This window comes from Clostridium lundense DSM 17049 (assembly GCF_000619945.1).
Classification (GTDB): domain Bacteria; phylum Bacillota; class Clostridia; order Clostridiales; family Clostridiaceae; genus Clostridium_AO; species Clostridium_AO lundense.
In genome coordinates this window covers 1-24,683 of sequence record NZ_JHVC01000035.1, presented here as the reverse complement: position 1 = coordinate 24,683, position 24,683 = coordinate 1, and the positions used below count along the sequence as shown (strand labels likewise).

The following is a 24,683-nucleotide window of genomic DNA, read 5'->3' as shown; positions in this document are numbered from 1 at the left end:
ACTTTGTGCAATTTTGAAAGAATATTTCTTTCAAACTGATTTAAAACGAAATCAAAGATTTCTGTAAATCAGCATCTGGTGATTATGGCTCAAAGGTAACACCCGTTCCCATACCGAACACGAAGGTTAAGCTTTGAAGCGCTGATGGTACTGCAAGGGAGGCCTTGTGGGAGAGTAAGTCGTCGCCAGGTTATGTTCCGTGGTAGCTCAATGGTGGAGCATTCGGCTGTTAACCGAAGGGCTGGAGGTTCGAATCCTCTCCACGGAGCCATTTTTATTTTTTGAAGAATTATGTAGAATATATATAAGCCATAATAACAATTTAATTGTTATTATGGCTTATTTTTTTAAAATTACTATATGAATAATTAATCAAAATTTGGTAAAAAATACAATGTCAAATAATTTTGAAAATTATATTTAATTTAAAAGGATTTTTTATCTTTGAATAGAATATAGTAAATAGGGACAAAAGTATGTTAGGGGGAATTGCTATGAAAGAGTATAAAACTAAAAACTTAAGAAATTTAGGAATTATAGGGCACAGCGGTTCAGGAAAAACAACTTTAGCAGAGGCAATACTTTATCGTACTAAGGCAGTGGATAGATTTGGAAAAGTGGATGAGGAAACAAGTATATTAGATTATGATGCAGAAGAAAAGAGAAGGAAAATCTCTATATCTACTTCTATAGCACAATGTGAATGGCAAGACGTTAAAATTAATTTAGTAGATATGCCAGGTTATTTTGATTTTGTAGGAGAAATGATTGAAGGATTAAGAGCAATAGATGTAGCACTTATAGTTTTATCTGGTACTTCGGGAGTGCAAGTAGGAACAGATAAGGCTTGGGAATATGTTAATGGAAATAAGTTACCTAGAGCTTTTTATATAAATAAGTTAGATAGAGAAAATAGCAATTATGAAAAAACTTTAGGGGAACTGAAGGAAAGATTTGGAATTTCGGTGGTTCCTATTCAGTATCCAATAGGAGAGGAACTTGGATTCCAAGGAGTTGTAAATGTTATTTCAAATAAGGCAAGAGTATATAATCCTAAAACTGATGATATAGAAGATGCTGAAATACCAGAAGAATTAAAAGACAAAGTTGAAGAATGCAAAAATATGATAATGGAAGCAGTTGCTGAGACAGATGAGGAATTATTAGACAAATATTTTAGTGATGGATTATTAAGTGAAGAAGAGATATATAAAGGATTAATTAATGGATGTGCTACAGGAGAAATTGCTCCAGTTATGTGTGGATCAGCTTTAACAGGAAAAGGAGTAAAGACACTTCTAGATGATATAATAGAATGTTTTCCGTGTCCTGAAGAAGTGTTTCCACAAAAGGCGAGAAGTTTAAAGGAAAATAACGAAATAGAAGTAAAGATATCTGAAGATTCACCATTTTCAGCATTAGTATTTAAGACTATAGCAGATCCATTTATAGGAAAATTATCTATGTTTAGAGTTATAACAGGAAAGGCTAAACAGGATATAACTGTATATAATCCTAATAAGGATAAACAAGAAAAACTTGGTGCATTGTATTTTATGAAAGGTAAACAACAGGTTAATACTAATGAAATAATTGCAGGAGATATAGGTGCTGTAACTAAGTTACAATATACTAGTACGGGGGATACCTTGTGCGATTCTAGTTTGGGTATATGTTATGAAGAAGTAAGCTTCCCTGAACCATTAATGGCTATGGCAGTAATACCTAAGGCAAAAAACGATGAAGATAAAATATCTTCAGGACTTTCGAAACTATTAGAGGAAGACCCTACATTTAAGATATCTAGAGATATTGAAAATGCTGAGACTATTATTTCAGGAACAGGAGAAACACATCTTGAAATTATTGCATCTAAATTGAAAAATAAATTTGGAGCTGAAGTAGAGCTGCAGATACCTAAAGTGCCATATAGAGAGACAATAAAGAAGACTTCTGATGTACAAGGAAAACATAAAAAACAATCAGGTGGACATGGCCAATATGGAGATGTAAAAATAAAATTCGAACCACGACTTGATGGAGATGAACTAGAATTTGTGGATCAAGTAGTAGGAGGGGTTGTTCCAAGACAGTATATTCCAGCAGTAGAGAAAGGATTAAAAGATTGCATACAACATGGTGTTTTAGCTGGATATCCAGTTATAAGATTAAAAGCTACACTACATGATGGTTCTTATCATCCTGTAGATTCTTCAGAAATGGCATTCAAAATGGCAGCATCCATAGCTTATAAAAAAGGCATTCAAGAAGCTGAGCCAGTTTTATTAGAACCAATTATGCATGTAGAGGTTCTTGTTCCAGATGAATATATGGGAGATATAATAGGTGACTTAAACAAGAAAAGAGGAAGAGTACTAGGAATGGAACAGTGTGGTAAGCTTCAAAAAGTTATAGCTGAAGCTCCTCAAGCTGAAATGTTTAGATATGCTACGGATTTAAGGTCATTGACTCAGGCAAAAGGAACCTTTACTATTAAATTTGAAAGATATGAAGAAGTACCTGCTATGGAAATGGCAAAGATAGTTGAAGAAAAAAGGAGAGAAAAGGAAACTTTATAAAAATAATAAAACCCATGTGAAGTATATTTACATGGGTTTTATTGTTTTTTAATTGGTGACGTATTATTCCCTATTTCTATTAATTTTATTGTTATCTGTTGAATATACTTACATTGTATGATTTTTTACATTTAAAACTAAGTATTAAATCAATTTAACAATATATATTTATATGAATATTTTAGAGCTTATTTACAAAAAATAAAGCAAAATAGAAGGGGGAATATATGATGTCACAATATAAGTTGGATATAAACGGAATAATTAATCTTTCAGATTATAGTAGTATATATGATTATATAGATATAGTAGGTGAAGAAGATAGTCTAACTATAAATATGAACTTTGATAATAAGGATGATTATTATATTGTATGTAATATGCTAAAAGATAAAGGGTTTCATATTGTAGAGAGTAAAGAATTAGGTAATTCTAAGTATTGTATTTTGGCTAGTAGAGCAAATAAGGTGTATTAAAAGTATGTTATAATGTATAAAATAAGTAATTTTATACTTAATTGAAGGTATTGGAGGAAGGGTAATGGATAAGGATTATGTTATAGGAATTGATTTAGGTGGAACAAAGATAAATTCGGTTTTATCAGACTTTAATGGTAACATAATTAGCCAATGTACCATATATACTGAAGCTTCTAAAGGCAAAGATCATGTGTTAAATAGAATAATGATGACAATAGACAATGTGTTGAAAAGTGGGAATAAGACTATAGAGAATATAAGATCTATAGGTATAGGATCACCAGGACCGTTAGATTCTAGAAACGGAGTTATAATAACAACACCTAATTTGCCATTTAGTAATTTCAATATTGTACAACCTATTAAATCTAAGTATAATGTTCCTACATATTTAGATAATGACGCTAATGTAGCTGCTCTTGGTGAATTACTATTTGGAGCAGGAAAAGGGACCCGAAATATGATTTATGTAACAGTAAGTACAGGAATAGGTGGAGGAGCAATTATTAATGGTTCTTTATATAGAGGAAATACATTTAATGCTTTAGAAATAGGTCATACTACTGTGGATCCCAATGGACCTAGATGTAATTGTGGTAATTATGGGTGTGCTGAAGTTATGGCATCAGGGACTGCTATAGCTAGACAAGGAAAAGAAGCAGTACAAAAAGGAGAAAATACAGCTCTTGCTAAATACGAAAATATAACTTCATATGAAGTTTTCAAGGAAGCAAAAAATGGAGATAAAGTTTCAATAGATATAATAAATAAAAGTTTAAACTATCTAGGAATATGTATAGCAAATATTGTATCCAGTTTTGATCCAGAAATGATTGTAGTAGGTGGAGGAGTAACAAAGGCAGGAGAAATAGTTTTTACTAAGATGAGAGAAGTGGTGAACCAAAGATGTTTTAAAGTTATGGCTGAGGCGTGTAAAATTGTTCCAGCAGCATTAGGAACTGATGCAGGGGTAATGGGATCTATTGCTTTAGCATTAATTGAGGAGGGAATTGAACTGTGACAACTACTTTATTTATAACAAGACACGGACAAACTATGTGGAATACTGAAAAAAGGATGCAGGGGTGGAAAGATTCACCTTTAACAGAAGCAGGGATAAATCAAGCAACATGGTTAAGGGATAGAATTAAAAATACTAATATTGATTATATATATGCAAGTCCTATAGGAAGAGCTTATAGAACTGCTGAAATAGTTAGAGGAAATAGAGATGTACCCATTATAACTGATGATAGAATTAGGGAAATAAATATGGGAGTATGGGAAGGATTGGCTCAAGAAGAGATAGATAGTTTATATAAAGAACAACTTTTCAATTTTTGGAATGCACCACATTTATATGAGCCCATACAAGGTGAAAGTTTTATACAAGTAAGAGAAAGAACATCAGAGTTTATTGAAGAAATGGCGAAGAAGCATCCTGGACAAAATATATTTATTGTCACCCATACTATAGCACTGAAATCAATAATGTCATATATACAAGATATTCCTTTAGAAAAATTTTGGGGAGATCCTTATATTCATCCTACAAGTTTGACAGTAGTAAAAATTGATGGGGAAAATAGGGAAGTATTAATGCATGCAGATGCTTCACATATAAAAAATCTGAAAGAAATTAAGGTAGTTTAAGTATTAAGTGGAGGTGACATATTTTGACGAAAAAGCTATATTATGAAGATGTATATCTTAATGAATGGCAAAGTGAGATAAAGGATATTATTCATGAGAAGGATAAATTTTTAATAGTGTTAGATAGAACAGCCTTTTTTCCAGAAGGAGGAGGGCAGCCTGCGGATAAGGGATGTATAGATGATATAGAAGTAATAGATGTCTTTGAAAAAGATAACATAATATATCATGTTGTTGAAAAAATACCAGAAAATAAAATAGTTAAATGTAAACTGAATTTTGATAGAAGGTTTTACTATATGCAGCAACATTCAGGAGAACATTTGTTATCAGCAGTTCTTTATAAAATGTATAATACAAATAATGATGGATTTCATATGGGAGACGATTATATAACCATTGATAACTCTATTATCAATATGACAGAGGATATGGTTAAAGCAGTGGAAGTTATGGCTAATAAATACATATATAAAGATTTGCCAATATTATCATACTTTGTGGAAAATGAGGATTTAGAAGAATTAAAATTAAGAAAAGAATGTAAAGTTGAAGAGAACATAAGGATTGTAGAAATAAAAGGAATAGATATTATAGCATGCTGTGGAACACATGTGTGTAGTACTGGTGAAATAGGATTAATAAAAATTATAAAAACAGAAAATTATAAAGGAATGACGAGGATATATTTTAAATGTGGTAGAAAGGCTTTAGAAGATTACGAAAAAAAACATGATATAACCACAAACCTGAGTAGGCACTACTCTTTAGTAGAGGATGAAATTATTGAAAAAGCAAAGAATGATTCAAATGAAATTAGAAGGTTATTAAAAGACATTAAGGATCTAAAAGAAATAATAAGTTCTTATGTTGCACAGGATATAATAAGTGGTAGTAATTCTAATGTAATAACTAAGGAGTTTTCTAAAGAGGATTTTGAACATATAAAAATGATTAATAGTGAAATACTTAAAAAAGGCAAGTATGTTACAATATTAGTTTCAACTACAGAGAACAAAATATTATTTTCAAATAATCTAAATATGTCATTACATTGCGGAAAAATATTCAAGGAAAGCTTACTAAAATTCAATGGAAAGGGTGGAGGTAGTGACAAGCAAGCACAAGCTGCATTTAAGAATAATGAAGATATGATTAAATTTAGAAGCTATTTAAAGGAATTAGTAGATGAAAATAAGTAAAATAATATATTAGTGTCTATTGACACTAATATATTTGAATACTAAGTATAATTAGAGGAATAATTAGTATTATTAAGAGATTATAAGATAATAAGAGGTAAAAATGATTTTGGTCATATTAAATAACAATTTAACAGTTGAATAAAAAAACTAAAAATATTAATATTAAATAAAGTCAAAGAAAGACAAAGTCAGGGAGGTATAGCTATGGCAAGATTATCAGATATAATAGAGGAATTTATAAAGGGAATGTTGGAAAGTAATGAAGAAAGAGAACTTCAAATACAAAGGAATGAGCTAGCCAATTATTTCAGCTGTGCCCCTTCTCAAATAAATTATGTATTAACTACGCGTTTTACTACAGATAAAGGATATTATGTAGAAAGTAAAAGAGGTGGAGGAGGATGTATAATAATCAAGCATATAGACTTTGATCATAATAAATATTTGCTTAAAGTGTTGAATGATAAGATAGGTGACAGTATAACCTTTCATAGCACTATGCAAATAGTTAATAGTTTATTAGAGTCTAATGTTATTGGGGAAATGGAGGCAAATATTATCAAAGTAGCTGTTAATGATAGAACACTTAATGCAGCAGGAGAAACTAAAAATAAGGTTAGAGCCGATATACTAAAGAATATTTTATTTCTATTGTTGTTATAATATTTTGCTAATATGATATAATTGTATTTAATTGGAAAAATATATAATTATTCTCTTAGGGGGTAGTAGTATGTTATGCGAAAGATGTAAAAAAAATGAAGCAAATGTTCATATAGCTAAAATTATAAATGGTGTAAAACAGGAGTTGAATTTATGTGAAAAATGTGCTAAGGAAATGGGAAACTTTAATGTGCATGCAGATATGAATCTTGTTTCACCATTTACATTTCAAAATATATTGAGTGGGATTATGGATTATATAAGTCAGCCATCAGAAAAAGGAAATAATTATACTCCAGTATGTAAAAATTGTGGAACTAGTTATAAAGAGTTTAGAGAAAAGGGACTTGTAGGATGTAGTGAATGTTATAAAAATCTAGGTTCTACACTAATGCCTGTAATAAAGAGCGTTCAGGGTAATATCCAGCATGTAGGTAAAATTCCTAAAAAGGCAGGAAAAGATATTTTGGATAAAAAAAGAATACTGGAATTAAAAGAAGAACTTCAAAAAGCTATAACTTTAGAAGAATATGAAAGAGCGGCAGAAATAAGAGATAAAATAAAGGGAATACAAAATAATAATTAGGGGGGATTAATGTGAAAAGCTGGTTAGAAACATCAGGAGATAATAAAGATATAGTATTAAGTAGCAGAATAAGATTTGCGAGAAATATAAAAGATGTAGCATTCCCTCATAAATTAAAAGAAAGCCAAGGAAGGGACGTTGTAAATAAAATTGAAGAAGCTTTTTATAATTTACCTAATATAGAAGAGGAATATGCTACATTTTATTTATGGCAATTAGAATCTATTGATAGTACTGCTTATCTAGAAAAACATTTAATAAGCAATAAGCTACTTTTAAACGGTAATAAAGCAGCTTTTATAGCAAATAAAGATGAAACAGTAAGTATAATGATAAATGAAGAAGATCATATAAGATTGCAGTGTATAACTTCTGGATTAAACTTAGAGGATGCTTATGAATTTGCAGAGAAGATAGATAATTTTTTTGAGGAAAAAATTGATTATGCATTTGAGGAAAGGCTAGGCTATTTGACAGCTTGTCCTACTAATATTGGAACAGGAATGAGAGCCTCAGTTATGATACATCTGCCTGCTTTGTCAATGAATAATGAAATGAATGGAATTTTAAATGCATTAACTCAAGTAGGTATGACTATAAGAGGGTTATATGGAGAAGGATCTAAGGCTAGTGGTAATATATATCAAATATCTAATCAGATAACTTTAGGGTTAAGTGAAAAAGAGATAATAGATAATTTAAAAGCTGTAGTTAATCAAATAATAAATGAAGAGAACTTAGCTAGAAAAAAGATCTTTAATAATTATAAATATGAGTTAGAGGATAAGCTATATAGATCCTTAGGAATTTTAAAATCTGCAATACTTTTGGATACAGCAGAATGTTTAAATTTATTATCAGATGTAAGATTTGGTGTTGAAATGGGAATAATTAAAGATGTAGATAAAAAATTATTAAATGAGTTAATGGTAGATACTCAACCAGCTATGTTACAAAAATTATATGGTGAGAAACTATCAGATAAATTAAAAAGTGTAAATAGAGCTAAACTAGTTAGAGAAAAATTACTAAAAATAAAGTAAGTCTATAAATTACTAAGGTGGTGAATTAAAATGATGTTTGGAAGATTTACAGAAAGGGCCCAGAAAGTGTTACTTTATGCTCAGCAAGAGGCACAAGATTTACAGCATGGATATGTAGGGACTGAACACATATTACTTGGAATACTTAAAGAAGAGGGAATAGCAAAAAATTTATTAAATAACATGAGTATTACCATGGAAGATGTAAAAAATTTGATTGAAGAATATGAAGGAAAAGGTGAAATAGATTTATATAGAAATGAAATACCATTAACACCGAGAACTAAAAGACTTTTAGAATTAAGCTTACTTGAAGCAAGAAACTTAAATCATAATTTTATTACACCAGAGCATATTTTATTAGCTTTGATTAAGGAATCTGAAGGAGTAGCTTATACAATTTTAAATAATTTAGGTGCTGATTTTGATAAATTAAGAAAGGAAATAATAGAGGATTTATCAGGGGAGCAGCCTACTAATGGTGCAAGTATGAATAAGAAATCTAATGAGGGAACACCAACACTTAATCAGTTTGGAAGAGACTTAACAGAAATGGCTATGGAAGGAAAATTGGATCCTGTTATAGGAAGAGATAAGGAAACTCAAAGAGTATTAGAGATATTGTGTAGAAGAACAAAAAACAATCCCTGCTTAATTGGTGATCCTGGAGTTGGTAAAACGGCAATAGCTGAGGGATTAGCTCAAAAGATAGTAGAAGCTAATATACCAGAAATTTTGAGAGATAAAAGAGTAGTTACATTAGATTTATCTTCTATGATTGCAGGAGCTAAATATAGGGGTGAATTTGAAGACAGATTGAAAAAGGTTATGGAGGAAATAAGAAAATCTGGCGATGTAATTCTGTTTATAGATGAAATTCACACTATAGTTGGTGCAGGTGCTGCAGAAGGTGCAATAGATGCATCAAATATTTTAAAACCAGCTTTAGCAAGAGGTGAAATACAATGCATAGGGGCTACTACTATAGATGAATATAGAAAATATATAGAAAAGGATGCAGCGTTGGAGAGAAGATTTCAGCCTATTGTAGTAGGAGAGCCAACAAAGGAAGAGGCAGTACTTATACTCAATGGATTAAGAGATAAATATGAAGCTCATCATAGAGTTAAAATAACGGATAATGCAATAGAAGCAGCAGTTAATTTATCAGATAGGTATATTACAGAAAGGTATTTACCAGATAAAGCTATAGATTTAATAGATGAGGCTGCTTCAAAGGTAAGAATTGAAAATATGGTAGCTCCTCCTGATATGAAACAGTTAGAGGAGGATCTAGGAAAAATAACTAAGGAAAAAGAAGATGCTATAAGAGTACAGGATTTTGAAAAGGCAGCGCAGTTAAGGGATAAAGAGAAAGAATTAAAGGATAAGTTAGAAAGCATAAAATGTGACTGGAAAACTCAAAAGCAAGTATCAACATTGACTGTAGATGAACCTCAAATAGCTTCAGTAATATCAAAATGGACTAATATCCCTGTTGAAAAGCTAACAGAGAAGGAATCAGAACGACTACTTAAATTAGAAGAAATTTTACATGGCAGAGTAATTGGACAAAATGAAGCAGTTAAATCTGTAGCTAGGGCAGTAAGAAGAGCTAGGGTAGGATTAAAAGATCCAAAAAGACCAGTGGGATCATTTATATTTCTAGGACCAACTGGAGTAGGAAAAACTGAATTATGTAAGGCATTAGCTGAGGCTATGTTTGGTGATGACAATAGTATGATAAGAATAGATATGTCTGAATATATGGAAAAGCATACTGTATCAAGACTTATAGGATCTCCACCAGGATATGTGGGATATGATGAGGGAGGACAATTAACAGAGAAAGTTAGAAGAAACCCTTATTCTGTTATACTTTTTGATGAAATAGAAAAGGCTCATCCAGATGTATTTAATATATTACTGCAAATATTAGAGGATGGTAGATTAACTGATGGAAAAGGAAAAACTGTCAACTTTAAAAATACAATTATTATAATGACATCCAATGTAGGGGCGTCTACTATAAAGAAGCAGAGATCATTAGGATTTGCTATGACTGATAGTGAAAGTGAAAATGAATACGAAAAAATGAAAGAAAATGTAATGGAAGAATTAAAACGCTCCTTTAGACCAGAATTTTTAAATAGGATAGACGATATAATTGTGTTCCATCAATTAAAAGAAGATGATCTACAACAAATAGTTGGCTTAATGTTGAATTCAGTAAAAGAGAGATTGAAAGAACAAAATATTAATATAACTTTTGATGGAAAAGCAGAAGCATTGTTAGCTAAAGAAGGTTTTGATTTAGTTTATGGAGCAAGACCATTAAGAAGAGCTATTACTAAGACAGTAGAAGATAAACTTTCAGAGGAAATTTTAAGAGGGAATATTAAAAAAGGTGATAGTGTATTAGTTACAAGTGGAAATGACCGATTAATCTTTAATAAAGCTTAAAACTAGAAGATAGTAAGCAATTAGGTTTGCTTACTATTTTTTTAGTAGTTAGGTTAAATGTAGAATTTTAATTAAAGGTTGCATTAGTAAGTCAGTCACTATGAAAATAGTAAATGGAGTGAAAGCGAAAAGAATAATATTGTTAATAAGTGGCAAGAATAAACTAGTATAGTTAGAAAATTGTTTGGTGAAAAGTTTTGTGAATATATACAAACATAAATCCTTTATACTCATCCTAATTGTATTATAGTTTTTAGATAAAGAAGTGACATTCTTGTTGAATAAGAATGTTATTATCTAATTTTAGATAGATTATTTTACTAGAGTTTAAGGAAGTTTTAAATTTTTTTAAAACTTCCTTGTTTATTCTTGACAAAACTTAGCAATAGTATTGTATAATTATAATTTGTACGGAATATTAGGAGTTGATTAAATGGGGAAAATTAAGAGTTGTTTCGTTTGTCAGGAATGTGGATATGAATCTCCCAAATGGGCTGGTAAGTGTCCAAATTGTAATAGCTGGAATAGTATGGTAGAGGAGTTTAAATCTCAACAAAGTTATTCCGCTGGAAGTAATTTATCTAAGATTAAAGTTAATAATATGCCTCAAAGTATTATGAATATCAAATCTATAGCTTATGATAGAATGAATACAGGCATTAATGAATTAAATAGGGTATTAGGTGGGGGAATAGTTAAAGGATCTCTTACACTAATATCTGGTGACCCAGGTATAGGAAAGTCTACTCTACTTTTACAAGCTGCAAATAACATATCAAAACAATATGGAAAAGTATTATATATATCAGGAGAAGAGTCAGAAGAGCAGATAAAATTAAGGGGAGATAGACTTGAAGCTTTATCTAAAGAACTTTTTATCCTTTCTGAAACTAATGTTGAGATTATAGAAAAACATATAATTGATACAGAACCTATATTTGTGATAATTGATTCTATACAGACACTTTATAATGATACCATTACATCAGCACCTGGCAGTGTATCTCAGGTCAGGGAAAGCTCAAATGCAATAATGAGAATAGGGAAAAGCAAAGATATACCGTTTTTTATAGTAGCGCATGTAACTAAACAAGGAGCATTAGCAGGGCCTAAAGTATTGGAGCATATGGTCGATACTGTATTATCCTTTGAAGGTGAAAGAACAGAAGAATTTAGAATTCTTAGAACTATAAAAAATCGTTTTGGAACTACTAGTGAAATAGGAGTTTTTGAAATGAGAGAAACTGGGTTGCAAGAAGTTTCCAATCCATCAGCAGTATTTTTAGAAGATACTGAATTTAATAGGGAAGGTTCAATAGTAATAGGAATTATGGAAGGAACTAGACCTATTTTAGTAGAAGTTCAGGCTCTTGTAAGTGAAACAAAAGCTGTGATGCCGAGAAGAACTGCTGTTGGGGTAGATACATCTAGGTTAAATCTTATATTAGCTGTTTTAGAAAAAAAGTTAAAAATACCTTTTTATAACTGTGATGTATATGTAAATGTTGTAGGAGGACTTAATATAGAAGGAACTCTAGGTGATCTAGGAATTGCCTTAGCTCTAGTGTCTAGTATAAAAAGTTGTGAAACAAAATTAGAAAAGTTATTAGTAGTAGGAGAAATAGGATTAACTGGAGAAGTAAGACCAGTAACATTTTGTGATAGAATAGTAAATGAAGGTAGTAAAATGGGATTTAAAAATTTTATTGTACCTTCGAGAAATAAAGACAAAATAAATTTAAATAACGTAAATATTGTAGGAGTATCTTCTTTAAAAGAAGTAATAAATAAAGTATTTTAGTATAGGGTGAGTAAAAGTGAGATTTGAAAAAGATAAGGAACTGATGAATATTCTTAAAATAATGGCTCCAGGTACTTCGCTTAGGGATGGGTTAGAAAATATATTAAGAGCAAAAACTGGAGGACTAATAGTATTAGGTGATAGTGAGCAAATAGTAAATCTAGTAGATGGAGGATTTGTAATAGATGCAGAATACAGCCCATCTTATGTTTATGAATTAGCAAAAATGGATGGAGCTATAGTTATAAGTAGTGATTTAAAGAGAATTATACGTGTAAATGCACAGTTGATGCCTGATTCAGGTATACCAACTTTTGAGACAGGAACAAGGCATAGAACAGCCGATAGAATGGCAAAACAAACAGGAACTATTGTAATTGCTATATCTCAAAGAAGAAATATTATAACTGTATATAAGGGGAGCATAAAATATGTATTAAGAGATAGTAGCATAATACTTGGTAGGGCAAACCAAGCCTTACAGACATTGGAAAAATATGTAGCTGTATTAGACAGAGTTGTAAATAATTTGAATATATTAGAATTTGAGGATTTAGTAACTTTATTTGATGTAATGACTGCTATACAAAGAACAGAAATGGTTATGAGAATTGTAGGAGAAATAGAGAGATACATATGTGAACTAGGAAATGAAGGTAGGCTTATTTCTATGCAATTAAACGAATTAATAAAATCTGTAGAACAAGATGAGATATTATTAATTAGAGACTATTGTGAAACATACATGGATTATAATGAGGTATATAAACAGATACAAGGATTGTCATCTGAAGAGTTACTTAATTTAGATTCAATATCCAAAAATTTAGGGTATGTTGGAGTACCATTAGTGGATACCCTCATTTCACCTAGGGGATATAGAATGTTAAATAAGATACCCAGAATACCTAGTAGTGTAATAGAAAATCTTGTTAAGAATTTTAAAGAATTGAAAGCTGTAATGGAAGCTACTTATGAACAATTGGATAAAGTAGAAGGAATTGGGGAAGCTAGAGCTAAAGCCATAAAAAATGGGCTAAGAAGATTAAGGGAGCAAATTATGATTGATAAGCATTAGAAATATAAATAGAATAAGTAAATTTAACATTTACTTATTCTATTATAGTAAAGATATTTCTACCTTAAAGTAAATTTACCTAAGGTGTTTATTCTATCATATTCTTTAATAAATACATCATAAAGATTTAAATCTAAAGTATTGCATAATGAAGCTAAATAAAATAAATTATTCCCAATTTCACGTTCAATAACCTCTCTGCAATTATCACATAAGGCACCGTTAACATGAGTTTTAAGAGCCTTGGATAGTTCTTCTATATCATCATTTTCTTGAGGAAGTTCCTGTTTTTTGGCTTCTACCTTTATACAACCGCAGTTTGTAACAGATTTTACTACGGCTCTATTTATTCGACTTTCGGATTCCTGTAATTTTGTCAGTATATCTAAAATACTTTTATGTCTTAATAGTGATTCATCAATAGCATTTTGAAAATTATCAAAGATTAAATCTTTCATAGAGCTCAACTCCTTATATGATTGTTGTACTTCTAAAAATATTATAATTTTTTTCAGACAATTTTGTCAACTAAGCTATATATTTAAAATCTAGCTTTAGATATATAATAAATGAAAAGTGTTTATAATGATAGGGGGATAATAATTTTAAATGTTAAATCATTTAAAATATTCAATGAATAAATAATTAAATAGTAGGACAGCTTATTGAAAGTTAGAACTTATTAATATATATTAATTATTAACAGGATTGAAAGAGCGATAAAATGTAAATAATTTAATTAGGAGGTGAATTGGAATGTTAAAAAAAATATTAAGGGGACTGTTTACTATTATAGGATTTACTCTTGGATACATTATTGGTGAAAATGCTATAGGCTCAGAGATTTTATCAAGTTTTTCTTATTTTCAAGGAAGTTCTATAAAGACTGCATTGTTTATACTGTTATCTACCATATTATTTGGACTTATATTATTTTTAATATCTCCGTGGATTATTATTGTTATTGAAAAAGTTATGGATTACATAGAAAGGAGCATTCAAAAGGTACCAACCAATGAGGTTTTAATAGGGACCTTTGGTGCAATAATAGGGCTTGGTATTTCCGCTTTATTTGTGAACTTGTTGGCTCGAATACCTGTAGTGGGAGTTGCATTAGCAGTTGTAGTAGCAGTAGTTATGGCTGCGCTTGGTGCTAATATAGCATTGAGGAAAAGGGAGGATATTTTATCATTATTTTCTAATATAAAAAGGACTGGAGCTAGTAATAAAGAGAAAAAAGCAAAGTCCCATAAAGGAGGAGACCCTAAGGTTTTAGATACTTCTGTTATAATAGACGGTAGAATATTTGATATATGTCAAACAGGGTTTATAGAAGGGACATTAATAATTCCTAATTTTGTATTAGAAGAGTTGAGGCATATAGCTGATTCTTCTGATGGACTAAAACGAAATAGGGGAAGAAGAGGATTAGATATCTTAAATAAAATACAAAAGGAACTTAATGTGGACGTGCAGATATATGAAAAAGATTTCCCGGATATAGCAGAAGTAGATAGTAAGCTTTTAAAATTAGCACAGGTATTGAATGGAAAAGTAATAACTAATGATTATAACTTAAATAAAGTAGCGGAATTTCAAGGAGTGCCAGTGCTTAATATAAATGAGCTAGCAAATGCAGTTAAGCCAGTGGTTCTTCCAGGAGAAGAAATGAGAATACAAATAATAAAAGATGGAAAAGAATCAGGTCAAGGTGTCGCTTATCTTGATGATGGTACTATGATTGTAGTTGAAGGCGGGAGAAGATATATTGGAACAATAATAGATGTAGTAGTGACATCTGTTCTTCAAACAGCAGCTGGAAGAATGATATTTGCCAAACAAAAAGATTCTTTAGAATAAGATAATAGTAAAAGGGAGTAAGACATGAAGAAAAATTGTGCGCTAATTCTAGCTGCTGGTAAAGGAGCTAGAATGGGGGCGGGTATAAATAAGCAGTTTTTAAATATAAAAGGTAAACCCATTCTAGTTTATACTTTACAGGCTTTTAATATTCATCCAGAGATAGAGAGTATTGTTTTGGTTGCTGCTGAAGGGGAAGCTGAATATTGCAGAAAAGAAATAGTAGAAAAATATAACATAAGTAAAGTAGAGTCTATTGTAATAGGTGGTAAGGAAAGACAAGAATCTGTATTGAGTGGATTAAATAAAGTTAAAAATGCAGATATAGTTCTTATTCATGATGGAGCTAGGCCTTTTGTTAGTAATAGAATAATATCAGAAGGTATAAAATATGCAAAACTATATGGGGCTTGCTCATGTGGGGTTAGGCCTAAAGATACTATAAAGATAATAAATGGAGAAGGATTCTCTATAGATAATTTAGATAGGGATACTTTAGCAAATGTTCAAACTCCTCAGTGTTTTAAATATGATTTAATATATAAGTGCCATAAAGAAATAATGAAAAAAAAGGTAAAGGTTACAGATGATACCTCCGTGGTAGAATACTTTGGATATAAAGTATATATATATGACGGAGATTATAAAAATATTAAAATAACTACTCCAGAAGATATGATAATTGGAGAAAGTATAATGAAAGAACTTCATTAAATTTAAATCTATAGTCTTGACAGTTTTCAATTTGTTAATATAGTATATTAATAGTCATATAATTTAATATGTAGCTATGAAAAAGAACAGTAGAGACAATATTAACAGAGAGAAAATTTTTAGCTGAGAGATTTTCAACCGTTTCGAACCTGCTTTGGAGCTGTAGGAAAAACCTACCGGTTATAGCCGTTATGTGAATTAAGTTGAAAATTAGGTGGTACCGCGATAAAAATCGCCCTAAGTATAGGGCGATTTTTTTGTTTTTTGAATTAAATTTTTAAATCAAAGATAATATACAATAAACTAAGGGAGGAATCATAATTATGAAATTATCAAAAATGTTAATAAGTACACTAAGAGAGACACCAGCAGAAGCAGAAATAGTAAGTCATCAATTAATGCTAAGAGCAGGAATGATGAGAAAAATGGCATCAGGTATTTATAACTACATGCCATTAGGGCTAAGGGTTATGAAGAAAATTGAAGATATAGTAAGAGAGGAAATGGATAAGGCAGGTGCACAAGAATTTTTAGCTTCTGCTATACTTCCATCAGAATTATGGAAGGAATCTGGTAGATGGGAAGTATTTGGACCAGAAATGTTTAAATTAAAAGATAGAAATGAGAGAGAGTTTTGTCTGGGACCAACTCATGAAGAAGTTTTTACAGATATAGCAAGAAATGAAATTAAATCTTATAAACAATTACCATTAAATCTATATCAAATTCAAACTAAATATAGAGATGAAAGAAGACCTAGATTCGGGGTTATGAGATCTAGAGAATTTGTAATGAAGGATGCTTATAGTTTTGATAAAGATTATGAAGGATTAGATATCTCATATAATAAGATGTATGAAGCATATCACAATATATTTAAAAGATGTGGATTAGTTTGTAAATGCGTAGAGGCGGATTCAGGTGCTATGGGAGGATCAGGTTCTGCTGAATTTATGGTTAAGTCTGAAATAGGAGAAGATGAAATAGCATTTTGTACAGCTTGTGAATATGCAGCAAATGTAGAAAAGGCACCATCTACGCCTGAAGTTTTAGAAAATGAAGATATAAAAGAATTAAACAAGGTAACCACACCAGATGTTAAGACTATAGATGAATTAATTAAGTTTTTTAAAACTACTCCTAAAAAGTTTGCTAAGACTCTTATATATAAAGCAGATGATAAAGTTGTAGCTGTAATGGTTAGAGGAGATAGAGAGGTTAATGAAGTAAAGGTAGTAAATGCACTTGGAGGAGCAATAGATTTTGAAATGGCAGATGCTACTACAGTAAAAAATGCTACTTCAGCAGAAGTTGGATTTGCAGGACCAATAGGAATTAAAGTTGATGTACTATTTGTTGATGAAGAAGTCGCTAACATGTATAATTTTATTATAGGAGCTAATGAAACAGGATATCATTATGAAAATGTGAATTATGGAAGAGACTTTGAAGGAAAATTGGGTGACTTTAGAAAAGTAGTAGAAGGAGATAAATGTCCTAAATGTGGAAAGCCTATGACTGTGGCAAGGGGAGTAGAGGTTGGACATATATTTAAATTGGGCACTAAATACTCAGAAACTATGGGAGCTAATTTCTTAGATGAAAAAGGTGAAAGTAAGCCTCTTATAATGGGATGTTATGGAATAGGAGTAAATAGAACTATGGCTACAGTTATAGAACAAAATCATGATGAAAATGGAATTATATGGCCATTAGCTATAGCTCCTTATCAAGTAATAGTAATTCCAGCAGTAACTAAAGATGAAGAGCAAGTAAGAGTAGCTGAAGAAATATATAATAGATTAAAAGGAATGGGCATTGAAGTGTTATTAGACGATAGAGATGAAAGAGCAGGGGTTAAATTTAAGGATGCAGATTTAATAGGTATACCAATGAGAATTACTGTAGGTAAAAAGGTTAAAGAGGGAAATGTTGAGTTTAAGTTAAGAAATTCTTCTGATATTGAGCTTATAAGTATCAGTGAGATTTTTGAAAGGGTTGAGAAAGAATTTAAATAAAATATAATTTAATAGGGGGATAAGGTTATGGAACTAACTTTATGTGAAATTAAAAAGGCACAGGAAAATATAAAGGAGGTTGCAAGAAGGACTCCTTTGTTTTACTCTTCAACTTTTACTAAAGAAAGTGGATATAACGTTTATCTAAAATGTGAAAATAAGCAAAAAACAGGAGCCTTCAAAATAAGAGGTGCATATAACAAGATAGCTAGTCTTACGGAAGAAGAGAAGAAAAGGGGAGTTATAGCTTCTTCTGCAGGCAATCACGCTCAAGGGGTAGCTTATGCAGCCACAGCATTTGGTATTAAATCAACTATTGTAATGCCAGAGACTGCTCCTCAAGCAAAAGTTCAAGCTACAAAGGGATATGGAGCCCAGGTAATTCAACATGGAGAAGTATACGATGAATGTTATTCCAAAGCCCTAGAGGTACAAAAGCAAACAGGAGCGACTTTTATTCATCCATTTAATGATAATGAGGTTATAGCTGGGCAAGGAACTATAGGTATTGAAATATTAGAGAATTTACCAGATGTAGATGCTATTGTCGTTCCTATTGGAGGAGGAGGGTTAATATCAGGTATTGCAGTAGCTGCTAAAGCTATTAAACCCGATATTAAAATTATAGGTGTTCAACCCTCAATAATTGCATCATCTAAGGCATCCTTAGAAAAAGGGGAAATAGTTACATTACCAGGAGTTAAATCATTAGCAGACGGAATATCTGTTAAAACACCAGGTAATTTGACATTCGAATATATGAAGAAATATGTAGATGATATAGTAACTGTGTCTGAGGATGAAATTGCATATGGCATATTCTGTTTGATAGAGAGATGTAAGTTAATAGCAGAAGGTGCGGGTGCAGCAGCTATTGCTGCAATTTTAAGCAATAAAGTAGAAGTTAAGGACAAAAATGTAGTGGCGTTAATTAGTGGAGGAAATATTGATATAGCTTCTGTATCTAAGATAATAGATAGAGAATTGATTATATTAAGAAGAAGAATACGCTTTGTAGTTGAATTACAAGATAAAGTAGGGCAGTTAGGTCAATTGGTAACCAATGTGGTATCTATGGGTGCAAATGTAGTTAAAGTAAGGCAAGATAACAATTGGAATGAAAAAGGACTTGATTATGCTAATGTATTATTTGAAATAGAAGTTCAAACAAGTGAACATGCACAAAAAGTAATAGATACTTTAAGACAAAAAGGATATAATTTAGAAATAGTAGGATAGATAAATACAAAGAGGAGGGTTAATATATGAAAGTCTTTAATACATTGACAAGAAAAAAGGAAGAATTTATTTCTATTAAGCCAAAGGAAGTAAATATGTATGTATGTGGACCTACAGTATATAATTATTTTCATATTGGTAATGGTAGAACATTTATTGTTTTTGATACTGTAAGAAGATACTTAGAGTATAGAGGATATAAGGTGAATTTCATACAAAACTTTACTGATATAGATGATAAAATGATAAAGAAGGCTAATGAGGAAGGAATTACAGTAAAGGAACTTGGAGATAGATTTATAGATGAATATTATAAAGATGCAGATGCTTTAAACATTGAAAGAGCTACTGTAAATCCACGTGCTACAGAATTTATAGATGAAATAGTACAGTTTGTAAAAGATTTGATAGATAAAGGATATGCATACGAAGTGGATGGAGATGTTTATTTTGAAACTAAAAAGTTTGATGAATATGGAAAGTTATCAGGACAAAATTTAGAAGATCTTCAAGCTGGAGCTAGAATAAATGTAGATGAGAGAAAGAAAGATCCTATGGATTTTGCTATATGGAAAAAGCAAAAACCAGGTGAACCAGCTTGGGAAAGTCCATGGGGAATGGGAAGACCGGGTTGGCATATAGAATGTTCTTGCATGGCTTATAAGCTTTTAGGAGAAACAATCGACATACATGCTGGAGGATATGATTTAATATTCCCACATCATGAAAACGAAATTGCGCAGAGCGAATGCAGAACTGGAAAAACTTTTGCAAAGTATTGGATGCATTCTGCTTTCTTAAATGTAAATAATGAAAAAATGTCAAAGTCATTAAATAACTTCTTTACTGCAAGAGATATTTTGGCTAAATATGCTCCAGATGTAGTGAGATTATTTATGTTATCTGGTCACTATAGAACTCAATTAAATTTTAGTGAAGATTTATTAGAATCCACTAAAGCTGGATTAGAAAGAATATATAATGCTATAGGAAATCTTGAAAATCTTTTAGATGAAATAAAGGAAGAGAATCTAAAGGAAAATGAAAAGGATTATGTAAAACATATAGATGAATATAGAGATAAATATATAGAAAAAATGGATGATGATTTTAATACTGCAGATGCAATAGCTGTTATATTTGATATGGTAAGGGATATAAACACTAATATTACTATAGATTCATCAAAGGAATTAGTTAAATATTCACTAGATCTTATCAGGGAATTAGGAAATCCTTTAGGAATATTACAAAATTCAGTTAAAGAAAACTTAGATGAAGAAATGGAAAAGATTATAGAGCAAAGACAACAGGCAAGAAAAGAAAAAAATTGGGCCTTAGCTGATAAAATTAGAGATGATCTCAAAGATAGAGGAATAGTACTTGAAGATACACCACAGGGAGTAAGATGGAAGAAGATAAATTAGGTTATTGCTTAAGGTGTTGAATTAGATTGGAGAAATAATAATGGAATTTGATTTACTAGAAGGAAAGTTTACAATTGAAGAGGCAAGAGTGTTAAATCCACTAGCTTTAGCTTTTATTGGTGATGCAGTATATGAGGTGTTTGTAAGAAGCTATCTTATAGATAAAAATAGAGATATGCATGTAAATAAACTGCATAAAAATGCTGTGAGTTTTGTAAAAGCTCATGCTCAAAGTGAATTTATAAAGAACATACAATGTTATTTAAGTGAAGATGAAATTTCAATATTTAAAAGAGGAAGAAACGCTAAATCTGGTAGTACTCCAAAGAATGCTAGTATACAAGAGTATAGGATGGCCACTGGATTTGAAGCTGTTATTGGCTTTTTATATTTAACAGATCAAAAGAGAAAACTAAATCAAATTTTCCATATAATATTAGATATTTATAATAATGAACATGTAGAAAATTAATCGTTAAATACTAGGAGGTAAGTGATGGCGCTTAAGGTAAAATTATTAGAATATACACCTAATCCAGAAAAAGTTATAGCTTCAGCTGCAAAGTTATGTTATAGCGCAGTTGGAGTGGATGAAATTCAACAAGGATTAGATGAAGAAAAAATAAATAAGTTTTTAAATGTGTTAATGTCTTATGGACATGAGTCGCCTATAGAGCATGTATCTTTTACTTTTGCAGTAGAGGGAGTATCAAGAAGTTTAACCCATCAGTTAGTAAGGCATAGGATAGCCTCTTATTCACAGCAAAGTCAAAGATATGTTAAGTTAGATCAATTTGAGTATATAATACCTCCTGAAATAGAAAAAAGTCAGGAAGCAAAAAATATTTATATAGAAGCTATGGAAAATAGTCAAAAAGCTTATAATTCCATAGTTAGTATGTTACAAGAGAAATATTTAAGTGAAGGAATGAATAAGAGTAGCTCTGAAAAAAAGGCTATTGAAGATGCGAGATATGTGTTTCCTAATGCGTGTGAAACAAAAGTTGTATTTACAATGAATGCTAGAAGTCTTATGAACTTTTTTAGACATAGATGCTGTAATAGAGCTCAATGGGAAATTAGACAGTTAGCTAATGAAATGCTTAAAGAAGTTAAGGAAGTAGCCCCAATAATTTTTAAATATAGCGGTCCTTCTTGTATAAATGGAGATTGCCCTGAAGGCAAAATGAGTTGTGGTAAGATACAAGAAATAAGGGCAAAATACCTATAAAATAAGTAAAAAGAGGTAATGTTTTATGAGAGAGGATTTAATTGAAGGTAGAAATGCGGTAATAGAGGCACTTCGTTCTAATGGGACAATTGAACAAATTTTGGTAGCAAAAGGAGATACTAAGGGTTCCGTAAATGTAATATTAGCCTTAGCGAAAGAAAAGGGAATAGTTGTAAAAGAAGTTGATAGAAGAAAAATAGAGCAGGTATCTGAGACTGGGAATCATCAAGGAGTTATAGCCTATATATCTCCGTATAAATACTATGGGATAAAGGATATTTTGGATTATGCTAAAAGTAAAGGGGAAAAACCATTCATACTTATATTAGATGAGATAGAAGATCCACATAATTTTGGGGCTATAATAAGAACAGCAGAGGTGTGTGGAGTTCATGGTATAGTAATTCCTAAAAGAAGAAATGTAGGGGTTACACCAACTGTATACAAATCATCTGCTGGTGCTATTGAATATATGAGAATAGCTAAAGTGTCTAATATAAATAATGCCATAGAAGAGCTTAAAGAAGAAGGAATATGGGTATATGGTGCGGACATGAATACAGAAAGTTTTTGTTATGAGACAGATCTTACTGGATCTATTGCGTTAGTAATAGGCAGTGAAGGTAGGGGCATGTCAAAGCTAACAAGAGAAAAGTGTGATGTAATAGTAAAAGTACCAATGATCGGAAAAATAACCTCTTTAAATGCATCTGTTGCAGGAGGAATACTTATGTATGAAATATTAAAGCAGAGGATTACAAGAGGGAAAAAGTGAGAAGTCTATTCGTAGATGGATATAATGTCATAAATAGCTGGGCACAGTTAAAGGCCATAAAGGACTATAGTTTAGAGGGCGCAAGGCAAAAGCTTATAGAAATGTTACAAAATTATGCTGCCTATAATGGATACAAAATATTTTTAGTTTTTGATGCACATATGGTATCTAAAAGTGTAGAAAAAAAAGAAAAGTTTGGGCAGCATCTTGTAGTGGTATTTACAAAAGAAGGAGAGACGGCTGATAGCTTTATAGAGAAGAAGATAAATAACATAGGAAGAAAATCAGATGTTTGTGTAGTAACCTCAGATTTGATGGAGCAACAGGTTGTTTTCCAAAGAGGTGCTACACGTATGTCTTCCTTAGAATTTTATTATGAAGTAAAAAGTATAGAGCAAAAGATAAATAATAGAATAGAGAAGAATGTTTGCAATAAAAGAAATACAATAGAGGATAGAATAGATGGTGATATATTGGAAAAACTTCAAAAAATTCGCAAAAATAAGTGAAATGCCTTGACTATAAAAAGCAATGTACGGTATAATTTAACTTGTAGTACGGTTTTAGGGGGGATATTGTGGGAAAAGGGGTTAATGAGGAAAAGGATATAAAAGATAAGGTTTCCTTTAGAAATATGCTAGATGAGGAAATTGTTATTGAAGCGAAAAAAGGGGATGTCAGAGCACAAGAATACTTAATAGGTAAGTATGAGAACTTTGTAAAGTCTAAAGCGAAGTCCTATTTCTTAATAGGTGCCGATAAGGAAGATATATATCAAGAAGGAATGATAGGTTTATATAAGGCTATAAGAGATTTTAAATCAGATAAATTATCATCCTTTAAAGCGTTTGCCGAACTATGCGTAACTAGGCAAATAATTACAGCAATTAAAACAGCTACGAGACAAAAACATATTCCTTTAAATACCTATATTTCCCTAAATAAGCCTATATATGATGAGGAATCAGATAGAACATTAATGGATATATTGTCAGAAGCAAAAATTGCGGATCCAGAAGAATTAATAATAAGCAGAGAAGAAATGGGACATATACAAAATGAAATAGGGGAAGTTTTATCTAATTTGGAAATGGAAGTGCTTATGTCATATATAGATGGCAAGTCATATCAAGAAATTGCATGTGATTTGGATAGACATGCGAAATCAATTGATAATGCTTTGCAGAGAGTTAAAAGAAAACTTGAAAAATGCTTAAATATAAAATAGATTTTATATTGACAAAATAGTTTATTTATATTAAAATTAGTAATCGGTATATAATAAACGATTTGTACCGGCGGGAGTAGTTCAGTGGTAGAACACTAGCTTCCCAAGCTAGCCGTCGCGGGTTCGAGTCCCGTTTCCCGCTCCAGAATAGAAAAAATTGCCCATGTAGCTCAGTTGGCAGAGCGTCACCTTGGTAAGGTGGAGGTCACCGGTTCAATCCCGGTCATGGGCTCCAAAATTTATATATAAAATACAACACACCAGGGCAAGTTTACTTAAGTAATATATTTATAAATAAAGGAGGAAACAAACAATGTCAAAGGAAAAATTTGAAAGAAGTAAACCACACGTAAATATAGGAACAATAGGACACGTAGACCACGGTAAGACAACATTAACAGCAGCAATAACAACAGTATTAGCAAACAAGGGATTTGCAGAAGCATTCAAATATGACCAAATAGATAAGGCACCAGAAGAAAAAGAAAGAGGAATCACAATCAATACATCACACGTAGAATACCAGACAGACAACAGACACTATGCACACGTAGACTGTCCAGGACACGCTGACTATGTAAAGAACATGATAACAGGAGCAGCACAGATGGATGGAGCAATCTTAGTTGTAAGTGCAGCAG

23 protein-coding genes, 3 tRNA genes, 1 rRNA gene and 1 other annotated feature are annotated in these 24,683 nt (G+C 31.1%); of the genes, 26 read left to right on the top strand and 1 reads right to left on the bottom strand.

All coding sequences use genetic code 11. The features are described 5' to 3' along the window. Positions 1-74 precede the first annotated feature (74 nt). From rrf to disA, 13 genes are all read left to right on the top strand, one after another. Positions 75-191 (top strand): 5S ribosomal RNA (gene rrf, locus T514_RS0121295). A gap of 5 nt (positions 192-196) precedes the next feature. Continuing rightward, positions 197-271, top strand: a tRNA-Asn gene (locus tag T514_RS0121290). 223 nt (positions 272-494) lie between these two features. Continuing rightward, positions 495-2,579 (top strand): elongation factor G, encoded by a 2,085-nt coding sequence (fusA, locus tag T514_RS0121285; RefSeq protein WP_034869894.1) that lies wholly within the window; start codon positions 495-497, stop codon positions 2,577-2,579. 227 nt (positions 2,580-2,806) lie between these two features. Then, positions 2,807-3,055 (top strand): hypothetical protein, encoded by a 249-nt coding sequence (locus tag T514_RS0121280; protein WP_207640961.1) that lies wholly within the window; start codon positions 2,807-2,809, stop codon positions 3,053-3,055. A gap of 64 nt (positions 3,056-3,119) precedes the next feature. Then, a complete protein-coding gene (locus T514_RS0121275; protein ID WP_027626561.1) occupies positions 3,120-4,079 on the top strand; it encodes an ROK family protein in 960 nt (319 codons plus the stop codon). Then, positions 4,076-4,711 carry a histidine phosphatase family protein gene (locus T514_RS0121270; protein ID WP_027626560.1) on the top strand — a complete coding sequence of 212 codons (636 nt, stop codon included), beginning with the start codon at positions 4,076-4,078 and terminating at the stop codon, positions 4,709-4,711. Before T514_RS0121275 ends, T514_RS0121270 begins: the two co-directional genes overlap by 4 nt. A 23-nt stretch (positions 4,712-4,734) precedes the next feature. Beyond that, entirely contained in the window at positions 4,735-5,913 is a 1,179-nt protein-coding gene (locus T514_RS0121265) for an alanyl-tRNA editing protein (RefSeq protein ID WP_027626559.1), read from the top strand. Positions 5,914-6,120: 207 nt separating this feature from the next. Further along, complete coding sequence (locus T514_RS0121260; RefSeq protein WP_027626558.1) at positions 6,121-6,579, top strand: CtsR family transcriptional regulator; 459 nt, start codon at positions 6,121-6,123, stop codon at positions 6,577-6,579. A gap of 70 nt (positions 6,580-6,649) precedes the next feature. Further along, complete coding sequence (locus T514_RS0121255) at positions 6,650-7,165, top strand: UvrB/UvrC motif-containing protein (protein ID WP_027626557.1); 516 nt, start codon at positions 6,650-6,652, stop codon at positions 7,163-7,165. A gap of 11 nt (positions 7,166-7,176) precedes the next feature. Beyond that, the gene (locus T514_RS0121250; RefSeq protein ID WP_027626556.1) at positions 7,177-8,208 is read left to right on the top strand and encodes a protein arginine kinase; all 1,032 of its coding nucleotides are present in this window, start codon (positions 7,177-7,179) and stop codon (positions 8,206-8,208) included. 30 nt (positions 8,209-8,238) lie between these two features. Further along, positions 8,239-10,671, top strand: a complete 2,433-nt coding sequence (locus tag T514_RS0121245) for an ATP-dependent Clp protease ATP-binding subunit (RefSeq protein WP_027626555.1) — start codon at positions 8,239-8,241, stop codon at positions 10,669-10,671. Positions 10,672-11,104: 433 nt separating this feature from the next. Beyond that, on the top strand, positions 11,105-12,472 hold the full coding sequence (gene radA, locus T514_RS0121240; protein ID WP_027626554.1) for a DNA repair protein RadA: 1,368 nt from the start codon (positions 11,105-11,107) through the stop codon (positions 12,470-12,472). Positions 12,473-12,488: 16 nt separating this feature from the next. Continuing rightward, a complete protein-coding gene (gene disA / locus T514_RS0121235; RefSeq protein WP_027626553.1) occupies positions 12,489-13,550 on the top strand; it encodes a DNA integrity scanning diadenylate cyclase DisA in 1,062 nt (353 codons plus the stop codon). Positions 13,551-13,609: 59 nt separating this feature from the next. Here the strand turns inward: disA and T514_RS0121230 are convergent, their stop codons facing one another. After that, positions 13,610-14,008 carry a nucleoside triphosphate pyrophosphohydrolase family protein gene (locus tag T514_RS0121230; RefSeq protein ID WP_027626552.1) on the bottom strand — a complete coding sequence of 133 codons (399 nt, stop codon included), beginning with the start codon at positions 14,006-14,008 and terminating at the stop codon, positions 13,610-13,612. 298 nt (positions 14,009-14,306) lie between these two features. Between T514_RS0121230 and T514_RS0121225 the strand changes: the two genes are divergently transcribed. The 13 genes from T514_RS0121225 to T514_RS25260 form a co-directional block, all read left to right on the top strand. Further along, positions 14,307-15,410, top strand: a complete 1,104-nt coding sequence (locus T514_RS0121225; protein WP_027626551.1) for a PIN/TRAM domain-containing protein — start codon at positions 14,307-14,309, stop codon at positions 15,408-15,410. A 24-nt stretch (positions 15,411-15,434) separates the two neighbouring features. Next, positions 15,435-16,124 (top strand): 2-C-methyl-D-erythritol 4-phosphate cytidylyltransferase, encoded by a 690-nt coding sequence (gene ispD, locus T514_RS0121220; protein ID WP_027626550.1) that lies wholly within the window; start codon positions 15,435-15,437, stop codon positions 16,122-16,124. A 67-nt stretch (positions 16,125-16,191) separates the two neighbouring features. Beyond that, positions 16,192-16,367: a binding site (T-box leader), on the top strand. An 80-nt stretch (positions 16,368-16,447) separates the two neighbouring features. Continuing rightward, positions 16,448-18,142, top strand: coding sequence for a proline--tRNA ligase (locus tag T514_RS0121215; RefSeq protein WP_027626549.1), 1,695 nt, complete (start codon positions 16,448-16,450; stop codon positions 18,140-18,142). A gap of 27 nt (positions 18,143-18,169) precedes the next feature. After that, positions 18,170-19,381: a threonine ammonia-lyase gene (ilvA, locus tag T514_RS0121210; protein ID WP_027626548.1), complete on the top strand. Its 1,212-nt coding sequence runs from the start codon at positions 18,170-18,172 to the stop codon at positions 19,379-19,381. Between the two features lie 26 nt (positions 19,382-19,407). After that, complete coding sequence (cysS, locus tag T514_RS0121205; RefSeq protein ID WP_027626547.1) at positions 19,408-20,808, top strand: cysteine--tRNA ligase; 1,401 nt, start codon at positions 19,408-19,410, stop codon at positions 20,806-20,808. Between the two features lie 40 nt (positions 20,809-20,848). Then, complete coding sequence (locus T514_RS0121200; protein WP_027626546.1) at positions 20,849-21,280, top strand: Mini-ribonuclease 3; 432 nt, start codon at positions 20,849-20,851, stop codon at positions 21,278-21,280. Positions 21,281-21,304: 24 nt separating this feature from the next. Beyond that, a complete protein-coding gene (gene thyX, locus T514_RS0121195) occupies positions 21,305-22,039 on the top strand; it encodes an FAD-dependent thymidylate synthase (protein WP_027626545.1) in 735 nt (244 codons plus the stop codon). Positions 22,040-22,064: 25 nt separating this feature from the next. After that, entirely contained in the window at positions 22,065-22,814 is a 750-nt protein-coding gene (gene rlmB / locus T514_RS25265; protein ID WP_034869892.1) for a 23S rRNA (guanosine(2251)-2'-O)-methyltransferase RlmB, read from the top strand. Then, positions 22,811-23,323: an NYN domain-containing protein gene (locus tag T514_RS0121185; RefSeq protein ID WP_027626544.1), complete on the top strand. Its 513-nt coding sequence runs from the start codon at positions 22,811-22,813 to the stop codon at positions 23,321-23,323. The genes rlmB and T514_RS0121185 overlap by 4 nt, the downstream gene beginning before the upstream one ends. 68 nt (positions 23,324-23,391) lie before the next feature. Next, positions 23,392-24,042, top strand: coding sequence for an RNA polymerase sporulation sigma factor SigH (sigH, locus tag T514_RS0121180; RefSeq protein WP_278246546.1), 651 nt, complete (start codon positions 23,392-23,394; stop codon positions 24,040-24,042). Between the two features lie 70 nt (positions 24,043-24,112). Then, positions 24,113-24,187: transfer RNA gene (locus T514_RS0121175), tRNA-Gly, on the top strand. A 14-nt stretch (positions 24,188-24,201) separates the two neighbouring features. Continuing rightward, positions 24,202-24,277 (top strand) — tRNA-Thr (locus tag T514_RS0121170). 78 nt (positions 24,278-24,355) lie between these two features. Continuing rightward, a partial coding sequence (locus T514_RS25260; RefSeq protein WP_034869890.1) for a GTP-binding protein occupies positions 24,356-24,683 on the top strand: 328 nt, incomplete at its 3' end.